Origin of the sequence: Halomonas saccharevitans (genome assembly GCF_900116405.1) — a bacterium.
Classification (GTDB): domain Bacteria; phylum Pseudomonadota; class Gammaproteobacteria; order Pseudomonadales; family Halomonadaceae; genus Halomonas; species Halomonas saccharevitans.
In genome coordinates this window covers 80548-99929 of the sequence record NZ_FPAQ01000001.1, presented here as the reverse complement: position 1 = coordinate 99929, position 19382 = coordinate 80548, and the positions used below count along the sequence as shown (strand labels likewise).

Genomic DNA, 19382 nt, shown 5'->3' with positions numbered 1-19382 from the left:
GGTCGCCCTCAGGCCCCCTGCTGGTCGGTGGCCGCCTGCCACTGCTGTGGCGTATAGGTCTTGATGCTCACCGCATGCAGGGCGCCGGAGGCGATCTCCTCGGTCAGGGCGCCATAGATCATCTGCTGGCGCTTGACCGGCGAGAGGCCCTCGAAGACCTCGCCGACGGCGATCACCTGAAAATTGCAGCCTTCGCCCTGGATGTGAAACTCGCAGCCGTCGAGTCGGTTCTCGAGCAGCGCCTTGACGTCACTGGGTTGCATGGAACCGGCACTCCTGTGGTTCATCGATTCGTCGCGGACACGCCCGCCGGGCCCGCAAGGGCCGGCGGGGGCGTCCAGTCATGGCAGAACATGGTAAAGAAAAGCACCGCGCTTGGCGATGGGGAGGACGCGGGCCGCCGTCAGGCGGGCTCGACGCTTCCCAGGGGCAGCAGGGTGTCGAGCCCGGCGACCCGGGTCAGGCGCTCCAGCGGTGGCGAGAGGCGCACGCAGGCGACGTGCACCCCCGCCCGGCGGGCCCGGCGCGTCCACTCCAGCAGCACGCTGAGCGCCGCGCTGCTGACGCGGCCGACCCCGCTCAGGTCGAAGGTCACCTCGCTGCCCGCCGGCCGGGCCGCCAGCCAGTCACGGCCGGCCTGGGCCAGCGCCGAGGCCACCCCGAAGCCGACCTCCCCGGTCACCGCCAGACGCCGTTCATCGGCCTCCAGGCGGGAGCCGTGCCGCTCCAGCAGCAGGCTCACGCGCTGCCGCCCTCTTCCAGCTCCTCGACGGCGAGGTCGGGCGACCAGCCGTCGATCACCGCGTCATAGTCGCGGCCGTGGTCGCGCATGGCCTGGTCGAACTGGTTGCGGAAGGTCAGCCCGAGGTTGATGCCGTTGACGATCACGTTGACCACCTTCCACTGGCCGTCGTCGAGGCGCAGCGAGTAGCTGACCGGGTAGACGGTGCCGTCGTTGGCCACCACCTCCATGGCCACGCTGGCCTGGTCCTCGTACCGCGAGGCCTGCTGGTTGTCGAGCACGCGGATCTCGCGGTAGTCGAAGGTCACCAGCCCCTTGGCGTAGGTGTCGATCAGCGTCTTGCGGAAGGTCTCGACGAAGCGCGAGCGCTGCTGCGGGGTGGCGTTGCCGAAGTAGCGGCCCATCACGCTGGCGCCGATGTAGCGGAAGTCGGCCACGTCCTCGAGGCTGTCGTCGACGATGGCCTCGAGCTCATCGAGGTGATCGGCGAAGTACGCCTCGCGCCCCTCGATGCGGGTCATCAGGTCGTCGATGCTGTCGCGGATCATCTGCTCGGGGCGCTGATCGGTCTGGGCGGCCATCAGCGGCAGGGCCGCCAGCAGCAGGCCGAGCCCGAGGAACAGGGCGCGCAGGGGAATCGTCTTCATGTCGTTACTCCTTGACCATGCTGGTCACGAACTGCTGGATGAGTTCCTCCAGCACCAGGGCCGATTGGGTGTCGCGCAGGGTGTCGCCGTCGCCGAGGGTCTCGGGGGCGCCGCCCACCGAGAGGCCGACGTACTGCTCACCCAGCAGGCCCGCGGTGAGGATGGCGGCGGTGCTGTCCTCGGGCAACTGTCCCTCGAGGTCGCCATCGAGCTCCATCACCACCCGCGCATCGTACCAGTCGGTATCCAGTTCGATGCTCTCGACCCGCCCCACGGTGACCCCGGCCATGGTGACCCGGGCACGCGGCTTCAGGCCGCCGATATTGGCGAAGTTGGCCTCGAGCCGAAAGGTCTCGCTGGGCACGCTCAGGCTGAGTCCGCTGACGCGCAGCCCCAGGAACACCAGGCCCAGGATACCGGCCAGCATGAACAGGCCGACCCCGAGCTCCATCGTCTTGCTGCGCTTCATCCGTTTGCTCCGAACATCAGGAAAGCTCTCCGAACATCAGGGCGGTGAGCACGAAATCCAGGCCCAGGACCGCCAGAGAGGAATAGACCACCGTGCGGGTGGTGGCACGCGAGATGCCTTCCGAGGTGGGAATCAGGTCGTAGCCCTGGAAGACCGCGATCCAGGTCACCACCAGGGCAAACACCAGGCTCTTGATCAGGCCGTTGACGACGTCGTCGACGAACTCGACGCTGGCCTGCATGTTCCCCCAGTAGGAGCCCTCGAACACCCCCAGCCACTCGACGCCGACCAGCTGGCCGCCCCACACCCCCACCACGCTGAAGCCGATGGTCAGCAGCGGCAGGGCCACGAAGCCGGCCCACAGGCGCGGGGCGATAATGCGACGCAGCGGATCGACGCCGATCATCTCCATGCTGGTCAGCTGCTCGGTGGCCTTCATCAGGCCGATCTCGGCGGTCAGGGCGGAGCCGGCTCGCCCGGCGAAGAGCAGCGCCGCTACCACCGGGCCCAGCTCGCGCAACAGCGAAAGCGCCACCATCTGGCCCAGCGCCTGTTCGGCCCCGAAGTCGACCAGGATGGTGTAGCCCTGCAGGGCCAGCACCATGCCGATGAAAAGTCCCGAGACCAGCACGATGGCCAGCGACATCACGCCGACGAAGTGCATCTGGCTGACCCACAGGCGCAGCCCCTCGCGGCTCGGCACCCCCACCGCCGACTGGCCGAGGAAGATCCCGGCCCGCCCCAGGGATTCCATCACCTCGCAGCCGCGATGTCCCAGGCGGCGAATTCGCTCGATCATTGCGGCCCTCCGCTGCCCAGGATATCGGCGTGGAAGTCCATCGCCGGGTAGTGGAACGGCACCGGTCCGTCCGGCTCGCCGTGCATGAACTGACTGACCCGCGGGTCGCGATCCGCGTCGAGGCTCGCCGGGGTGCCGTGGGCCATCACCTGGCCGTCGGAGATCACGTAGACGTAGTCGGCGATGCTCAGTGTCTCCTTGATATCGTGTGAGACCACCACCGCCGTCAGCCCCAGCGCATCGTTGAGGCGCTTGATCAGCTGCACCAGCACGCCCATGGAGATCGGGTCCTGCCCCGCGAAGGGCTCGTCGTAGAGGATCAGCTCCGGGTCCAGGGCGATCGCCCGGGCCAGCGCCACGCGCCGCGCCATGCCGCCGGAGAGCTCCGAAGGCATCAGCCCGCGAGCACCGCGTAGCCCCACTGCCTGGAGCTTCATCAGCACCACGTCGCGGACCATCGCCTCGGGCAGGTCGGTATGCACCCGCAGCGGGAAGGCCACGTTCTCGTAGACATCCAGGTCCGAGAACAGCGCCCCGCTCTGGAAGAGCATGCCCATCCGCCGGCGCAGGCCGAACAGGTCCCGGCGCGACAGCGCATGGACGTCCTGGCCGTCGATGCGCACGCGACCGGCGTCGGGAGTGAGCTGGCCGCCGATCATCTTGAGCAGCGTGGTCTTGCCGGTGCCGCTGGGCCCCATGATGGCGGTGATCCGCCCTCGCGGAATGGCCAGGTCGACGCCACGGAAAATCTCCTTCTCGCCGCGGGAGAAGTGCAGGCGCTCCACCTCCACGAAGGGGGAGTCCGTCATTTCGTCAGCTTCCTTCGCAAAATTAGCGTCCTTCGCAAAATTGTCGAACATCGTATCCTAACCCTGCCCCGGCGCGCCAGCGCCCCGACGGCGCCCTTGCACCGCCGGGGCCCGCCATGTTCAATGTGCGCCCTTCATTCCCCGCTCGGATCTCGCCATGCTGGTTCCCCTGCTGATCGTGTCGCTCGGTTTCATCGGCCTGCTGTGGAGCGCCGACCGCTTCGTCGGCGCCGCCGCCGCCACCGCGTGGCGGGCCGGCATGAGCACCCTGCTGGTCGGCATGACCGTCGTCTCGCTGGGCACCTCGGCGCCGGAGATCGTGGTCTCGGTGATGGCCTCCCTGGACGGGGTGCCGGACCTCGCCGTCGGCAACGCGCTGGGCTCCAACATCGCCAACATCGGCCTGGTGCTGGGCGTGACCGCCCTGGTGGTGCCGATCCCGGTACGCTTCTCCATCGTGCGTCGCGAACTGCCGCTGCTGCTCGGCGCCACGGGCCTCGCCGGCTATGCGCTGGCCAACGGCCATCTCGATCGCCTCGACGGCGCGCTGCTGCTGGCGCTGCTGGTGTTCAGCCTGTGGTGGCTGTTTCGCGCCGACGCCCCGGACGACGAGAGCGGCGGCGAGATCCCCGGGATGCCGCTGGGCCAGGCCCTGGCCTGGCTGATCGGCACCCTGGTGATCATGGTGGCCAGCTCTCGGGCGCTGGTGTGGGGCGCCAGCGAACTGGCCCGCGGGCTCGGGATCAGCGAGCTCACCATTGGCCTGACCGTGGTGGCCATCGGCACCAGCCTGCCAGAGCTCGCCGCCTGCGTCGCCAGCGCGCTGAAGCGCCACCACGACCTGGCCATCGGCAACGTCATCGGCTCCAACCTCTTCAACATGCTGACCGTGCTGCCCGTGCCCGCCCTGCTGGCGCCGGGTGCCACCGACCCCGCCGCGGCCGCCCGCGACTATCCGGTAATGCTGCTGCTGACCCTGGCGCTGGGCGCGCTGCTGCTGTGGAATCGGCGCGGCCGGCTGGGACGGCTGCCCGGGGCCCTGCTGCTGCTCTGTTACCTCGCCTATCTGACCTGGCTGGGAAGCGCAGGCCTTTCCCCCGCGGCCTGACCCCTTGAGTGAAACCTCACAACGGGCAACAATCACTGCCATGACCAACGACACACCCTCCGCGGCCGGCACCTCCCTCCTGCGCGACAGTGCCCGCCGCACCCTGGAACTGGAACAGCAGGCCGTGGCGGCCCTGGCCGAACGCCTCGACGACGCCTTCGACCAGGCCTGCCGGCTGATACTCGCCTGCCGCGGCCGCGTGGTGGTCACCGGCATGGGCAAGTCGGGCCATATCGCCGGCAAGATCGCCGCCACGCTAGCGAGTACCGGCACGCCGGCCTTCTTCGTGCATCCCGGCGAGGCCAGCCACGGCGACCTGGGCATGATCACCCGCGGCGACGTGGTGCTGGCGCTCTCCAACTCCGGCGAGACCGCCGAGGTCACCGCCCTGCTGCCTCTACTCAAGCGCATGGGCACGCCGCTGATCAGCATGACCGGTCGCCCCGACTCGACCCTTGGACGCCACGCCGACGCTCATCTGGACGCCGGCGTCGAACGCGAGGCCTGCCCGCTGGACCTGGCGCCGACCTCGTCGACCACCGCCGCCCTCGCGCTGGGCGATGCCCTGGCCGTGGCGCTGCTCGAGTCACGCGGCTTCACCGCCGAGGACTTCGCCCTCTCCCACCCCGGCGGCAGCCTCGGCAAGCGCCTGCTGCTGCGGGTCGCCGACCTGATGCACCAGGGCCACCGGCTGCCCGCGGTGCCGCTGGGCAGCCCGCTGCGTGACGCCCTGCTAGAGATCACCCGCCAGGGCCTGGGCTTCACCTGCGTGGTCGGCGAGGATGGCCGCCTGGCCGGGGTCTACACCGACGGCGACCTGCGCCGCACCCTCGATCAGCACAGCGACCTCTCAGGGCTCACCGTCGATGACGTCATGACCCGCCCCGGCAAGCGCATCGCCCCCGACACCCTGGCCGCCGAAGCGGTGCGCCTGATGGAGGACGGGCGCATCTCGGCGCTGGCCGTGGTCGACGCCGACGGCCGCCCGATCGGCGCCCTGCACATGCACGACCTGCTCGCCAGCGGCGTCATCTGATCCCTTGCGACCATCCGCTACCGCCGACCCTCGACCGGAGACACCATGAGCCTCGTCCCACCCCAGCCACACCGCCCCCTCAACGACGGCCAGCTGGTCGACCGCCTGCGCCATGTCCGCCTGCTGGCCATGGACGTGGACGGCGTGCTCACCGACGGGCGTCTGTACTTCCAGGCCGATGGCGTCGAGATCAAGGCCTTCCATACCCTCGACGGCCACGGCATCAAGCTCGTGCAGCGCGCCGGGATCGTGGTGGCCCTGATCACCGGACGCGACTCGCCGATGGTCAGCCGCCGCGCCGCCGCGCTGGGCATCCAGCACGTCTTCCAGGGCGCCGAGAAGAAGCTCAACGTGCTGCGCGAGCTGTGCGCCCACCTGGAGCTGGAACTCGAGCAGGTCGCCTACTGCGGTGACGACATGCCCGACATGGCCGCCATTCGCCGTGCCGGGGTCGGCATCAGCGTGCCCGGCGCGCCGCTCTATATCCGCGACCAGGCCGACTGGGTCACCGAGGCCGAGGGCGGCCACGGCGCGGTGCGCGAGATCTGCGACACCCTGCTGCAGGCCCAGGGGCACTGGGACGCCGTGCTCGATACCTACCTCCACGGCGTGAGCTGAGCCATGGGCCTGCCGCGCCCCGGCTTTCGCACCGGGCTTCTGCTGCTGCTGCTCGCCCTGGGCGGCGGGCTGGCGCTGCTCGACCTGCAGGACGCACCGGCTCCCGGCCCGGTACCGGGAGACGTCTCCGGCGAGCCCGACTACTACCTCAAGGACGCCCGGCTGACGCGCTTCGATGCCACGGGCGAGCCTCACCAGCGCCTGGACACGCCGCGCCTGACCCATACCCCCCACGACGACGTCACCCGCCTCGAGCAACCCGACGCGCGCCTGGTCGACGCCGCGGGCCGGGTCTGGCTGGCCAATGGCGACCACGGCACCCTGGGCGCGGGAGGCAACCCGCTGACCCTGACCGGTGACGCGCGCCTGCTGGCCCCGGCGGAGCGCTGGCAGCTGGACACCGAGATCCTGCACTTCGACGCCGACAGCGGCCATGCCTGGAGCGAGACCCCGGCGATGCTGCGCCAGCCCCCCCAGCGGATGCGCGGCGAACGCTTCGACGCCTGGATCCATGACAACCGCGCGCGACTGACCGACAATGTGCGCGGACACCATCCGCCCGACACCCGCGAGGATCCCGAGTCATGATGCGAACTCCCTTCGCCCCCCTGCTGACCTTCGGCGTCATTGGCCTGCTGCTCGGCAGCGCTCCGGCCCTGGCCCTGGAGGGTGATGCCAGCGCCCCGATCCAGGTCGAGGCCGACCGCCTGGACCTCGACGACCGCGCGGGCACCGCCGTCTACACTGGCGACGTGGAGATCCAGCAGGGCAGCATGCAGCTGACCGGCGCACGGGTGGAGATCCGCCGCAACGACCAGGGCCAGCTCACGCTCGCCACCGCCACCGGCGAGCGCGCCTACATCGAGCAGCAGCCCGCCCCGGATGAGCCCATGGTGCGCGGCTGGGGGCGTACCGTCGTCTATCATGTCGCCGAGCGGCGCATCGAATTGATCGACCGTGCCGAGCTTCACCAGGGCGGCGACACCTTCGACGGCGGCTACCTCGAATACTTCCTCGATCGCCGCGTCGTCCAGGCGCGCTCCGACGCGCAGGGCGTCGAGGAGCGCCAGCGGGTGCGGATGACCCTCGAACCCGAACAGCAGGACGGTCCGTGATGAAGACCCTGAGGGCCGAACACCTGGCCAAGAGCTACAAGCGGCGCCGGGTGGTGCAGGACATCAGCCTCTCCATCGAGCAGGGCCGGATCGTCGGCCTGCTCGGCCCCAACGGGGCCGGCAAGACCACCTCCTTCTACATGATCGTCGGCCTGGTGCGCGCCGATGCCGGCACGGTACATATCGATGAGCGGGACCTGTCGACGGCGGCCATGCACGAACGTGCCCGGGCCGGCATCGGCTACCTGCCCCAGGAAGCCTCGATCTTTCGCAAGCTGTCGGTCGCCGACAACATCATGGCGATCCTCGAGACCCGCCGCGACCTCGACCGACGTGGCCGCGAGCACCGGCTCGAGGAGCTGCTCGAGGACTTCCACGTGACCCACATCCGCGACAACCTCGGCATGAGCCTCTCCGGGGGGGAGCGGCGGCGGGTCGAGATCGCCCGGGCGCTGGCCACCGAGCCTGCTTTCATCCTGCTCGACGAGCCCTTCGCCGGGGTCGACCCGATCTCGGTAGGCGAGATCAAGGGCATCATCCGCCAGCTCAAGGCCCGCGACATCGGCGTGCTGATCACCGACCACAACGTCCGCGAGACCCTTGATATCTGTGACACCGCGTACATCGTCGGCGACGGCCAGATCATCGCCGAGGGAGATGCCGAGGCGATACTGGCCAATCAGCGCGTCCGCGACGTCTACCTGGGCCAGGATTTCCGCCTCTGACCGCCGCCGCCTGAAAACCATCATGATTCACCAGCGACATCATGCCCGAGAATGGCACGATTGTTGCTAATTCTCCGGTTGCACCCCCCGCGCCCAGCGGCTAGGGTGGAATTTTAGGCACGTCGAGGGAACTCCTCTCATGGCCATGAAGGCTTCCCTGCAGCTTCGCGTCGGCACTCAACTGACCATGACGCCCCAACTGCAGCAGGCCATCGCCCTGCTGCAGCTCTCGACCCTGGACCTGCGCCAGGAGATCCAGCAGGCGCTGGAATCCAATCCTCTGCTGGACGTGGAGGAGGAATTCGGCGAACAGGCGGCGAGCGAGACGCCCGACGACGACTGGGCCAGCGAGATTCCCGCCGAACTCACCACCGACAGCGACTGGTCCGATACCTACCAGGATCTGGGCAGCTCGCCCGCCGGCGGCGAAGCCCCCGACTTCGAGCGCCAGTCCGCGGGTCAGAGCCTCCAGGGCCACCTGACCTGGCAGCTGGCGATGACCGACCTCGACGAGCGCCAGCGGCACATCGCCGAGAGCCTGATCGATGCCGTCAACGGCGACGGCTACCTCACCCAGCCCCTGGAGGAGATCCGCGACGGCCTCAAGGCCCAGGGCCTCGCGGGGCTCAGGAGCCGGGAGGTCGAGCAGGTGCTGATGCGCCTCCAGCAGTTCGAGCCTACCGGCGTCTTCGCCCGCGACCTGCGCGAGTGCCTGCAGCTGCAGCTCGCTGTACTGCCCGACGACACCCCGCTGCTGCCCCAGGCGCGCCGCCTGGTGCGCCAGTTCCTCGAGGCGCTGGCCGGCGATGATCGCCGCCTGCTCAAACGCCGCCTCGGCCTCGACGACGAGGCCCTCGACACGGCCATCGGCCTGGTGCGCTCGCTGGATCCGCGCCCCGCCAGTGCCTTCGGCGAGGGCGACAGTGACTACGTGATTCCCGATCTCGTCGCCCGCCATACCCGCGAAGGGTGGCAGGTGGAGCTCAATCCCGAGGCCATGCCACGCCTGCGCATCCAGCCGGACTACGCCGCGCTGATTCGTCGCGCCGACAAGAGCGCGGACAACCAGTTTCTCAAGGATCACCTGCAGGAGGCGCGCTGGCTGATCAAGAGCCTATCCAGCCGCAACGACACTCTGCTGCGGGTGGGTCGCGAGATCATGGTTCGCCAGCTCGACTTCCTGGAGCGCGGTGAGGAGGCCATGAAGCCGCTGATCCTGGCCGATATCGCCCAGGTCGTGGAGATGCACGAATCGACCATCTCAAGGGTCACCACCCAGAAATTCATCCACACCCCGCGCGGTATGTTCGAGCTCAAGTACTTCTTCTCCAGCCAGGTGGGCGGTGGCAGCGGCGAAGGCGATGCCCACTCCAGCACCGCCATTCGCGCCCGGATCCGCAAGCTGATTCAGGACGAGCCCCCGCGCAAGCCGCTCTCGGACAGCCGGCTGGTCGCCCTGCTCGACGAGGCGGGCATTGCCGTGGCGCGACGCACGGTCGCGAAATATCGCGAGGGGATGGGCATCGCCTCCTCCAGCGAGCGCAAGCGCCTTCGTTGAACGCCACGCATGGCGTATCGACGCGCCCGGATGCCGGCGTCCGATGCGGGCGCAAGCGGTTGAATTGACGCCGTTCGAAGAGTGTCTTGCCACCCCCGGCCGAGGGGGTATGCAGGGCGCTAAAAAGGGTTACAATCGACTCACACCCCGTAAGAGCAAGGAGCGTGTCATGCAAGTCAACATCACCGGCCATCATGTGGAACTGACCGACGCACTGCGTGACTATGTGCAGGAAAAGCTGACCCGCGTCGAGCGTCATTACGACAACATCACCAACGTGCAGGTCACCCTCTCCGTGGAGAAGGAGCGCCAGCAGGCCGCCTGCACCCTGCATGCTGCCGGTGCCGACCTCCATGCCGAGGCCATGGAGAATGACATGTACGCCGCCATCGATGCGCTGGCCGACAAGCTCGACCGTCAGCTGGTCAAGCACAAGGAAAAGGCCCAGGCCCGCGCCCAGGGCGCCGGCGCGCGCTGATTCCGTCATGACACTGGACGCCATCCTGCCCCCCGAGCGCGCGCTCTTCGACGTGCCCGGGGGAAGCAAGAAGCGGGTGCTGGAGTTCTTCAGCACCTTCATCGCCCAGAACACGCCCAGCCTCGACAGCCAGGAGGTGTTCAGCCGCCTGATCGGGCGTGAACGGCTGGGCAGCACCGGTATCGGCAACGGGGTCGCCATCCCGCATGCCCGAAACCCGCACTGCAAGGCGCCCATCGCCGGCTTTCTGAAGCTGGCCGAACCGGTCGACTTCGATGCCATCGACGGGGAGCCAGTAGATCTGGTCTTCGTACTGCTGGTTCCCCAGGAGGCCGACGAGGCGCACCTCGCGCTGCTGGGACAGGTAGCCGGCGTGATGAACGACGCCGATACCCGCGGACGCCTGCGGCATAGCTCTAGCCAGCGCGAGCTTCATGAGCATCTCATGGAGGCAATACGGCAACAGGCCTCAGACGGCCGCCAGGACGGCTGACCCCCTTGGGACACCGCCCGCCCCTTTCACGACCAGGAGGCCCGCATGCAGCTCGTGATCATCAGTGGTCGGTCGGGTTCCGGCAAGTCGATCGCGCTGCAGGCGCTGGAAGACCTGGGCTACTACGCCATCGATAACCTGCCGGCCATGCTGCTCGGGCCGCTGGTCGACGAGCTCCAGCAGGGCCGCAGCGTGCGATCATCGATCGCCGTCAGCATCGATGCGCGCAATCTGCCCGACGCCCTCGCGCGCTTTCCCGAACTCCTCGACGACCTGCGCACCCGCGACCTCGAGTGCCAGGTAGTCTACCTGACCACCGATGCGCGCATCCTGCTGGAGCGCTACTCCCAGACCCGACGTCGCCATCCGCTGACCCGCGGCAGCGACATGACCCTGGCCGAGGCCATCGATACCGAGGAGCAGGCGCTCTCGGAGATTCGCGACCTTGCCGACCTGGTGATCGACACCTCGAGGCTCTCGGTACACGAGCTGCGTGGACGCATCACCGATCAGGTGGCGGGTCATCGCGCCGAGCAGATGACCCTGACCGTGGAATCCTTCGGCTTCAAACGCGGCGTGCCGCTGGATGCCGACATCGTGTTCGACGCGCGCTGCCTGCCCAATCCTTACTGGGACCCGGCCCTGCGCGATGCCACGGGACGCGACCCCAGCATCATCGCCTTCCTCGACGGCTACCCGGTCGTGGCCGAGATGCACGACGATATCCTCGCCTGGGTGGAACGTTGGCTGCCACGCTATCGCACCAGTCAGCGCAGCTACCTGACCGTAGCCGTCGGCTGCACCGGCGGCCAGCACCGCTCGGTCTACCTGGCCGAGCGGCTAGCCGCCCGCCTGGCCGAGCGACACGCCGGCGTCAGGCTGCGTCATCGCGAGCTCGGCGTGCAGATCAGCCTGCCCGGCGAGCGGGCATCGATGAATATCGACGCACCGCAGGAAGGAGCCTGAGGCGTGCCGAGCCGCAAGCTGACCCTGACCAACCGACGCGGCCTGCATGCCCGCGCCGCCACCAAACTCGTACAGTGTTGCCAGCCCTTCGATGCGCACGTCACCGTGCACCGCGGCGGTCAGCAGGCCGATGCCGCCAACATCATGTCGCTGTTGATCCTTGCCGCGCCCTGCGGCACCGAACTCGAGGTGCACACCCAGGGCGAAGAGGCCGACGCGGCCCTCGACGCCATCTCCGCGCTCTTCGAGGCCCGCTTCGACGAGGACGCCTGAGAGACGCTGACAGCGAGTCGCCGGGCACTCGCAATTGGTCAGGCGAGCGCCTGCCGTGCTGGGGAATCGAGCGGATGTTGGATGTGAGGACCGCCCCAGCAGGGGCAGGCCCTCACGAGCGCTGCGAGGATCAGCCGCCGGCCACCATCATCTCGTCGATCAGCCAGCTGCCGGTGTGGATGCTGCCGCGAGTATCGGTATCGCTACCCACACCGACGAGGCCTTGGAACATCGTCTCGAGGTTGCCGGCGATGGTGAACTCCTCCACCGGGTGCTGAATCTTGCCGTCCTCGACCCAGAAGCCGGCCGCCCCGCGGGAGTAATCGCCGGTCACGCCGTTCACACCCTGCCCCATCAGCTCGGTGACCAGCACGCCGCGGCCCATCCGCTCGAGCAGCGCCTCGCGGCTCTCGAGCGGCGCGCTGATGCGCAGATTGCGCGCGCCGCCGGCATTGCCGGTGGTCTGAAGACCCAGGCGACGCGCGCTGTAGGCCGAGAGCATGTAGCTTGCCAGGCGACCATCGCGGATAAAGACGTTGTCGCGAGTCTGCACGCCGTCGTTGTCGAACGGCGAGCTCGCCATGGCGCCGACCTCCATGGGGCGCTCGCCGAGGCTGAACCACTTCGGAAAGAGCGGATCGCCCAGGCGATCACAGAGGAACGAGGCCTCGCGGAACAGCGCCCCCCCGGCGATGGCACTCATCAGGTGGCCGACCAGGCCGCTGGCCAGGGTCGGATCGAAGAGCACGGGCATGCGCCCGGTGGCCGGGCGCCGGCCGCCGAGGCGGCTCAAGGTGTGCTGCGCGGCGCTCTCGCCCACCGCCTCGGCGGCGAGCAGGTCGCGGGGGTCGCGGGCGCTGGTGTAGTCATAGTCGCGCTGCATGCCATTCTCGTCTTCGGCGATCAGCAGGCAGGAGAGCGAGTGGCGGCTGCCGCGCTGACTGCCCAGGAAGCCGTGGCTGTTGGCGTAGACGCGCACCCCCTCGCCGCTGGAGAGGCTTGCCCCGTCGGAGCTCTTGATCCCCGTCACGCCGCGCCCGGCCGCTTCGCAGCGCAGGGCGAGCTCGGTGGCCTCGTCGATGGAGAGCGGCCAGGGGTGGTGGACATCGAGGTCGGGCAGCTCTGTCGCCATCAGCGCCGCCTCGGCCAGGCCCGAGGCCGGGTCCTCGCCGGTATGGCGGGCGATGGCCAGCGCCTTCTCGACCACGGCGCGCACCGAGGCCTCGCCGGCATCGCTGGAGGAGGCGCTGCCCTTGCGTTGGCCCACATAGACGGTGACGGCGATCCCCTGATCCCGGGACAGCTCGACTGTTTCCACCTCGCCCTCGCGAACGCTGACGCCGACGCCCTGATCGACGCTGGCCCCCACCTCGCAGGCCTCGGCCCCGAGCTGGCGGGCCAGGTCCAGGGCCATCCGGGCGCGACTCTCCAGCAGGGCCTGCTGGGCGGCGGCATCGAAAGCCTGTGTCATGAACGTCTCTCCTTACTCGGCCGGCCTGTCGCCGGCCCTCAAGATGGTGCATTGTCCAGCCCCGTGCCGCAGGCTGATATACTGGCGCGATTCGACCCCGACGAAGTGGAACCGGCATGACCCAGGATGACCTCTCCCCGGCCGACGAGCGGCCCAGCAAGTCCCAGCTCAAGCGCGAGATGCAGTCCCTGCAGCAGCTCGGCGAGCAGATCATCGCCATGAGCGATGCCCAGCGCGCGCGTTTCCCCCTTTCCGACGACCTGCTGGCCGCCGTCGAGGAGACCGGGCGCATCAAGGCTCGCGAGGCCCGCCGTCGCCACATGCAGTACGTCGGCAAAGTGATGCGCGGCGAAGACCTCGACGCCATTCAGGCGGTGTTCGACGAGATCGAGAACGAGACGCTGCGCCGCGATCATGCCTTCCACCGCCTCGAGAAGTGGCGCGACCGGCTCATCGAGGAGGGCGACGACGCCGTCGAGGCCTTCGTGGTCGAATTTCCCGATGCCGAGCGCCAGGCCCTGCGCCAGCTGATCCGCAACGCTCGCCGCGAGCGCGATCAGGGCAAGCCGCCGACCAGCGCTCGCCGGCTGTTCAAGCTGATCCGCGACGGCGCCGGCCTCTGACGCTCCCCTCGCGGCATCTCCTCACCGGCGAAGCCAGCGAGCGACGACGAGGCCAGGCAGCGGCGAACGAGCCAGCGGAGTTTAGCGACGCCTAAATGAGCATGGCGAGTTCGCCGCCAACGCCGCCTCGTCGAGCGCAGCGGCTTCCCTGTTACGACTGGGTGCCGCCCACGGTCAGCTCATCGAGCTTCAGCGTCGGCTGGCCGACGCCCACCGGCACGCCCTGCCCCTCCTTGCCGCAGACGCCGATGCCGGTGTCGAGTTCCATGTCGTGGCCGATCATCGAGACGCGCCCCATGGCCTCGGGGCCGTTGCCGATCAGGGTCGCACCCTTGACCGGCGCGGTGATCTTGCCGTCTTCGATCAGGTACGCCTCGCTCGCCGAGAAGACGAACTTGCCTGAGGTGATGTCCACCTGGCCGCCGCCGAAGCTCACCGCGTAGATGCCGCGGCTGACGCTCTTGAGGATGTCCGCGGGGTCGTCGCTGCCCGCGCGCATGTAGGTGTTGGTCATGCGCGGCATCGGCAGGTGGGCGAAGGATTCGCGGCGCGCGTTGCCGGTGGGCGCCATGCCCATCAGCCGCGCGTTCAGCTTGTCCTGCATGTAGCCGGTCAGGATGCCATCCTCGATCAGCGGCGTGCACTGACCCGGCGTCCCCTCGTCGTCGACCGACATCGAGCCGCGGCGATCGGCCAGGGTGGCATCGTCGACCACTGTGACGCCCTTGGAGGCGACCCGCTCGCCCATGCGCCCGGCGAAGGCCGAGCTGCCCTTGCGGTTGAAGTCGCCCTCCAGGCCGTGACCCACCGCCTCGTGGAGCAGGATGCCCGGCCAGCCCGGGCCCAGCACTACCGGCATCTGGCCGGCAGGGGCGTCGACGGCCTCCAGGTTGACCAGCGCCTGGCGCACGGCCTCCTTGGCATAGCGCTCGGCGACGTTGTCGTCACGCAGCCGAGACATGGGGAAGCGTCCGCCGCCGCCGGCGCTGCCGCGCTCGCGACGCCCGTTCTTGACCGCGATCACGCTGACGTTGAAGCGCACCAGCGGGCGGATATCCGCCGCCAGAGTGCCGTCGCTGGCGCGCACCAGCACCACCTCATGGACACCACTGAGCGAGGCGCTGACCTGGGCTACCGAGGGGTCCGCCGCTCGCGCCACCCGGTCGGCCAGCTTGAGCATGGCGATCTTGTCCTCGGCACTGAGCCCGGAGAGCGGATCGATCCCGGCATAGCGGGCCGCGGAGGTCGTGGCCACGCCCGGGGCCACACGCTGGCGAGCGCCCGTGCGCACGATGCCGGCGGCGGTGCGCCCGGTCTCGGCCAGGGCGTCGGCGCTGATCTGGTTGGAGTAGGCGAAGCCGGTCTTCTCCCCGGCCAGGGCGCGCACGCCGACGCCGCCGTCGATGTTATAGCTGGCCTCCTTGACCTCGCCATCCTCCAGCACCCACCCCTCGTGCCAGCTGCGCTGGAAATAGAGATCCGCATAGTCGATGCCTTGGCCCATGGCATGACCGAGTCCGGCATCCAGGGCCGCCAGATCGAGGCCGCCCGGCGTCAGCAGCAGGTCAGAAGCATCGGCAAGCATGTCGTGAGTCTGTGATGTCATTCGGCACTTTCCAGAGCGATCCGCGGCGAGGTCCAGGGACCCTGCACGCGATAGTGGATTCGGGTCACGCGGTCGATGGCATCGCCGAACAGCTTGTCGGCGATGAACAGGGCACCGCCCACCATCGGGGCGCCGGCCAGCACCGCCGCCAGCGGCAGGTTGTTGCTGACCGGAACAGTGACCGACAGACGCTGATCGAGTTCCCGGCGCGCCAGGTCGACGCTGCCGTTCAGGGTGAAATGGGTCGCCGGCCCCTCGATCTCCACCGGACCACGGGTTTCCAGTACCCCACCATACAGGGTGGCGGCACCGCTGACACGATCGAAGGCGGTCCCCCGGCCGGTGACGTCGGAGAAATCCAGGCGCAGGCGACGCAGTAGGTTGTCGACGTTGAGCAGTCCGACGACGCGCGCCGAGGGCGATTCCAGGTTGATGAAGCGACCGTCGCGCATCGTGACCTCGAGGCTGCCCTGGGAGCGCGGCAGGGCGAATTGCCAGGGCGCACCGGGCCAGGCCAGCTGGCTATTCACTCGAGTCTCGGCGCTCTTTACGGCGACCGGCTGGTCGAGCGCCGCCAGGGCGCTGCCCAGGTCGCCGCCGTTCAGGTCGAGCCGGGCGCGAGTCAGGCTATCACCGGGCCCGCTCGCCTCCCAGATCAGCTGGCCGCGGGCCTCGATCTCGCCGAGCGCAAGCGAGAGGGGATCGATCACCAGGCGATCGCTCGTGGCGTGCCAACGACCGTCGAAGGGGCCGAGCCGCGCGCCTCGCCAGGCGAGGTCGGCGATGCGCAGGCGACCGTCCGGCAGCGCCGCCAGCCCCGCCGGCAGCGGCGCCGCCTCGACGGGCAGCGCCAGTTCCTTGAGCAGCTGGCCACCGTCGGTCGCCGGAGGCACCAGCGCGTCCAGCGAGAGGCGATCCAGCGCGATGTCCAGCGGCGCCGCCAGGCCGGGCCGATAGCTGAGGCGCCCACCGGCCAGGCTGCCGTCCACGGCGAGCCGCCAGCCGTCGGCGGCGGCGCTGCCCTCCAGGGACAGCGAGCCCAGGCAGCGCTCATCGACCTGCAGGCAGTCGGTCTCGAGGGCTAGCGCGGAGAGCGCGGTCGACGCGCCGCCGGCCGAGGAGGGCTCGGCCGCCGCCATCAGCGGAGAGAGGGCGCGCCCCCAGGGCGCCACGGCCAGGCGCGGCAGGTAGGCCGCCACCGCCCAGCCCGGCCGGCCGGCCCAGTCAGGTGCGGTCAGATGACCGAGCCACACCTGCCCTCGCCCGTGGCCGCCGCCGGCGGGCGCGCGCCAGCGCAGCCCCAGGCGATCGCCCAGGCGCCCCTCGAGCCGCCCCTGGGTCAGGTCGAAGGTCAGCCGTAGGGGCCGGCGGGCCTCGCGGCTCTTGCCTAGCGGCGCCGGCAGGTCGATGGCAAGCCCTTCCAGGCGGCTGTCGAGTCGCAGCGAGGCGCCCGCCTCTCCGATCGACAGGCGACCCTGCCAGGGCAGCCGACCGGCGATCAGGGTCTCGAGGGCCGGCACGCCGCTCCAGGCGGCGAGGGCCGGCGCCTCGGCCGTGCCGGAGAGATCGAGCCCGCCGGCTCGGGTATCGATCTCGGCCACCACCGGGCCGCCGAGCAGGCGAGCGCTCACTCGCCCTTCGAGGCCCCCCTGCTCGCCGCGCTGGCGCCAGGCGAGCGGCCCCTCGATGCGCTCGAAGGCAAGCCGCAGGGGCTCATGGACCAGGCGCGAGAAATCCGCCTCGGTCTCGATATCCAGCGCCAGGGACTCGGGCGCGTCGAGGTTCATGGTCAGGTCCAGGCTACCGGCCGCCCGGCCCTCGGCCCGCCAATCCGCCAGCGCCTGCATGCCCTCGACGGGCAGCGCCAGAAGATAGCGACGCAGGGCCGTCGCCGAGGTCGCAAGCTTAGCCGTGACCGCCAGCCGCTCACCCTCGAGCGTCACCTCCCCCGCCGTGGCCTCGACCCCGAGGCTCTCGGCCGCCTCGACGCGTGCCGTCAGCGTCTCGTCGATCATCGACAACCGCCCGTTTATCCTCTCGAGGACCGGCCAGCCGGGCGCGATGGGCAGGCGCCCCTCGACGACCTCGAGATCGAGCTGCAGGGTGGGGTCGATCGACTGCCCCTCGGGAGCCACCGGCACATGCAGGCGCAGCGCGCCCTCGGGCACGCGTCCGGCGACGCCATCGGCCAGCCAGCCGGTCAACGCCGGGGGGAGAATGCCCACCGGCAGCCAGTCGGTGAGCGGCGTGTCGACCGCGTCCACGTCCGCGAAGTCGAGCTGCAGCCCGAAGCCGCCGCGCCGCTCGCCGCCGATCGAGAGCCCGAAGCCGCCCTCGATCCGCGCCCCGTTCCACTCCACCTCGAGGTCCCGACCACTGACGAAGCTGCGCGGGCCGTCGTAGGCCCAGTCGATCACGCCGCTGGCGCGGGAGAGCGCCATCGGCGCGCCGAACACCTCTGGGAAGTGCAGCCGAGCATCGCGGCCGGTAAACTCGACGTGGCCCGACAGGTCCTCGGACTCCACCCAGACGTCCAGCGGCCCGCCGCCGGGCGCCTGCTCCCAGGGCGACACGGCCACCTCGGTGGCCGCCGCCCGGGCTCGCCAGTGGCCGTCCTCGCGACCCAGCGCCAGCCCAGTGACACGCCCTTGGGGGTCGAGGCTTTCGATTACTCGCACCAGCGCCTCGGGCAGCGGCAGCCGGTCGCGCCAGGCGGCGAGTGCGCCCAGATCGAACTCGCTGGTGGTGAGCCACCAGCCGTCGTCGCGGCTTCGCATCTGCCAGTAGCGCGGCAACGCCGGCCCGGCGTCATCACGCTGCCCTTCGGGGCGGGACCAGTCGGCGCTCTGCGCCTCGGTCTCGATCCACGCCTGCCATCCCGACTCCTCGCGCAGCCACTGGGCGCTCGCGGCCGCCTGCTTGAGCACGATGGCCTGGGTCGCTTCCTCGGCGCTCGAGCCCCGCTGCCCCAAGGCCAGCAGGGGCGCCGCCAGGTCGACGCGCAGATCGGCCAGGGCGCCCCGATGCCAGCGCCCCCAGAGCCGTGCATCGCCGCTGACGGTCTCCAGGCGCAGAGCGCTGCCGTAGCCCAGCACCTCGGAGAGCGCCACCAGGCTCTGAAGGCGCATGTCGGCCTGCAGCGCCGCGCTGAAGTCGCCGAGCCCCGACGGCCCGGGCTGAAGCTCCATCACCGCCCGGATGGCATGCGCCTCCTGACCCTCGACGAACACCTCCCCTTCGAGGTGGGTGCGACGCTCGTCGCCGGTCATCACCAGGCGCGGCGCCTTCAGCACCGCGCGCTGCTTGCGGCCGTGCAGCACCAGGCTGACGTCTTCCACCCAAGCGCTCTGGCGCAGCAGCATGCCGACCCAGAAGTCGAGGCGATCGAGATCGAAGGTGCGCTCGGGGATCAATTCGGGGGGCAGCTGCGCGGGATTTGGCCACTGCCAGCGCCCGGCCTGATCCTGGTAGAGGTGCACGGTGACGCCCTGCAGCCGCGCCGCGGCCACCCGCGGCAGGCCGGCGGCGAGGCTGGCGCTGCTGTCCAGGCGCAGCCTGGCCCGCTCCACCTGGAGCAGCGGAGCGTGGCCGAGCCCCTCACGGGAACGGATGGTCAGGCCCTCGACCTCGAGGAAGGGATCCAGCTGGGCGAGGCCCGCCGTCACGTCGTCCAGCGCCACCACCGCATTAAAGCGCGTCGAGAGCAGCCGCTCCAGGGGCGCGGTCTGCTCGTCCAGCAGCAACGGCAGCAACCGCAGCACCACGACCAACACCGCCAGCAGCGCCAGCGGCACCGCCATCAGGGTCAACAACCAGCGAAGGATCAGGCGCGTCACGGACATGGGC

General features: G+C 69.8%; 21 protein-coding genes. 12 read left to right on the top strand and 9 right to left on the bottom strand.

The window, feature by feature from the left end; all coding sequences use genetic code 11:
* Positions 1–8: 8 nt before the first annotated feature.
* From BM388_RS00455 to BM388_RS00430, 6 genes are all read right to left on the bottom strand, one after another.
* The gene (locus tag BM388_RS00455; protein WP_245781416.1) at positions 9–263 is read right to left on the bottom strand and encodes a BolA family protein; all 255 of its coding nucleotides are present in this window, start codon (positions 261–263) and stop codon (positions 9–11) included.
* A 140-nt stretch (positions 264–403) separates the two neighbouring features.
* Positions 404–742: an STAS domain-containing protein gene (locus BM388_RS00450; RefSeq protein WP_089846065.1), complete on the bottom strand. Its 339-nt coding sequence runs from the start codon at positions 740–742 to the stop codon at positions 404–406.
* Positions 739–1389 carry an MlaC/ttg2D family ABC transporter substrate-binding protein gene (locus BM388_RS00445; RefSeq protein WP_089846063.1) on the bottom strand — a complete coding sequence of 217 codons (651 nt, stop codon included), beginning with the start codon at positions 1387–1389 and terminating at the stop codon, positions 739–741. Before BM388_RS00445 ends, BM388_RS00450 begins: the two co-directional genes overlap by 4 nt.
* Before the next feature lie 4 nt (positions 1390–1393).
* A complete protein-coding gene (mlaD, locus tag BM388_RS00440; protein ID WP_089846061.1) occupies positions 1394–1858 on the bottom strand; it encodes an outer membrane lipid asymmetry maintenance protein MlaD in 465 nt (154 codons plus the stop codon).
* Positions 1859–1874: 16 nt separating this feature from the next.
* Positions 1875–2657, bottom strand: coding sequence for a lipid asymmetry maintenance ABC transporter permease subunit MlaE (mlaE, locus tag BM388_RS00435; RefSeq protein ID WP_089846059.1), 783 nt, complete (start codon positions 2655–2657; stop codon positions 1875–1877).
* Positions 2654–3466, bottom strand: coding sequence for an ABC transporter ATP-binding protein (locus BM388_RS00430; RefSeq protein WP_089846057.1), 813 nt, complete (start codon positions 3464–3466; stop codon positions 2654–2656). Before BM388_RS00430 ends, mlaE begins: the two co-directional genes overlap by 4 nt.
* 157 nt (positions 3467–3623) lie before the next feature.
* Here BM388_RS00430 and BM388_RS00425 point away from each other — a divergent pair, with 157 nt between their 5' ends.
* The 11 genes from BM388_RS00425 to BM388_RS00375 all read left to right on the top strand — a co-directional run bounded on the left by BM388_RS00425 (position 3624) and on the right by BM388_RS00375 (position 11836).
* The gene (locus BM388_RS00425) at positions 3624–4574 is read left to right on the top strand and encodes a calcium/sodium antiporter (protein WP_089846055.1); all 951 of its coding nucleotides are present in this window, start codon (positions 3624–3626) and stop codon (positions 4572–4574) included.
* A 40-nt stretch (positions 4575–4614) separates the two neighbouring features.
* The gene (locus tag BM388_RS00420) at positions 4615–5610 is read left to right on the top strand and encodes a KpsF/GutQ family sugar-phosphate isomerase (protein WP_089846053.1); all 996 of its coding nucleotides are present in this window, start codon (positions 4615–4617) and stop codon (positions 5608–5610) included.
* A 45-nt stretch (positions 5611–5655) separates the two neighbouring features.
* A complete protein-coding gene (locus tag BM388_RS00415; protein WP_089846051.1) occupies positions 5656–6228 on the top strand; it encodes a KdsC family phosphatase in 573 nt (190 codons plus the stop codon).
* A 3-nt stretch (positions 6229–6231) separates the two neighbouring features.
* Complete coding sequence (gene lptC / locus BM388_RS00410) at positions 6232–6816, top strand: LPS export ABC transporter periplasmic protein LptC (protein ID WP_089846049.1); 585 nt, start codon at positions 6232–6234, stop codon at positions 6814–6816.
* Positions 6816–7343 carry a lipopolysaccharide transport periplasmic protein LptA gene (lptA, locus tag BM388_RS00405; RefSeq protein ID WP_089846333.1) on the top strand — a complete coding sequence of 176 codons (528 nt, stop codon included), beginning with the start codon at positions 6816–6818 and terminating at the stop codon, positions 7341–7343. Before lptC ends, lptA begins: the two co-directional genes overlap by 1 nt.
* Complete coding sequence (gene lptB / locus BM388_RS00400) at positions 7343–8068, top strand: LPS export ABC transporter ATP-binding protein (RefSeq protein WP_089846047.1); 726 nt, start codon at positions 7343–7345, stop codon at positions 8066–8068. The genes lptA and lptB overlap by 1 nt, the downstream gene beginning before the upstream one ends.
* Before the next feature lie 139 nt (positions 8069–8207).
* Positions 8208–9626 carry an RNA polymerase factor sigma-54 gene (locus BM388_RS00395; RefSeq protein ID WP_089846045.1) on the top strand — a complete coding sequence of 473 codons (1419 nt, stop codon included), beginning with the start codon at positions 8208–8210 and terminating at the stop codon, positions 9624–9626.
* 169 nt (positions 9627–9795) lie between these two features.
* Positions 9796–10104 (top strand): ribosome hibernation-promoting factor, HPF/YfiA family, encoded by a 309-nt coding sequence (hpf, locus tag BM388_RS00390; protein WP_089846043.1) that lies wholly within the window; start codon positions 9796–9798, stop codon positions 10102–10104.
* A gap of 7 nt (positions 10105–10111) precedes the next feature.
* Positions 10112–10597 (top strand): PTS IIA-like nitrogen regulatory protein PtsN, encoded by a 486-nt coding sequence (ptsN, locus tag BM388_RS00385; RefSeq protein WP_089846042.1) that lies wholly within the window; start codon positions 10112–10114, stop codon positions 10595–10597.
* 45 nt (positions 10598–10642) lie between these two features.
* The gene (rapZ, locus tag BM388_RS00380; protein WP_089846040.1) at positions 10643–11563 is read left to right on the top strand and encodes an RNase adapter RapZ; all 921 of its coding nucleotides are present in this window, start codon (positions 10643–10645) and stop codon (positions 11561–11563) included.
* 3 nt (positions 11564–11566) lie between these two features.
* Positions 11567–11836, top strand: a complete 270-nt coding sequence (locus BM388_RS00375) for an HPr family phosphocarrier protein (RefSeq protein ID WP_089846038.1) — start codon at positions 11567–11569, stop codon at positions 11834–11836.
* A gap of 130 nt (positions 11837–11966) precedes the next feature.
* On the opposite strand, the gene pmbA is transcribed toward BM388_RS00375, so the two are convergent.
* Positions 11967–13307, bottom strand: coding sequence for a metalloprotease PmbA (gene pmbA, locus BM388_RS00370; protein WP_089846035.1), 1341 nt, complete (start codon positions 13305–13307; stop codon positions 11967–11969).
* Positions 13308–13423: 116 nt separating this feature from the next.
* Here pmbA and yjgA point away from each other — a divergent pair, with 116 nt between their 5' ends.
* Positions 13424–13930: a ribosome biogenesis factor YjgA gene (gene yjgA / locus BM388_RS00365; protein WP_089846034.1), complete on the top strand. Its 507-nt coding sequence runs from the start codon at positions 13424–13426 to the stop codon at positions 13928–13930.
* A 151-nt stretch (positions 13931–14081) separates the two neighbouring features.
* On the opposite strand, the gene tldD is transcribed toward yjgA, so the two are convergent.
* Positions 14082–15536, bottom strand: a complete 1455-nt coding sequence (gene tldD, locus BM388_RS00360; RefSeq protein ID WP_175535007.1) for a metalloprotease TldD — start codon at positions 15534–15536, stop codon at positions 14082–14084.
* Complete coding sequence (locus BM388_RS00355; protein ID WP_089846032.1) at positions 15533–19378, bottom strand: YhdP family phospholipid transporter; 3846 nt, start codon at positions 19376–19378, stop codon at positions 15533–15535. The genes tldD and BM388_RS00355 overlap by 4 nt, the downstream gene beginning before the upstream one ends.
* Positions 19379–19382: the final 4 nt, after the last annotated feature.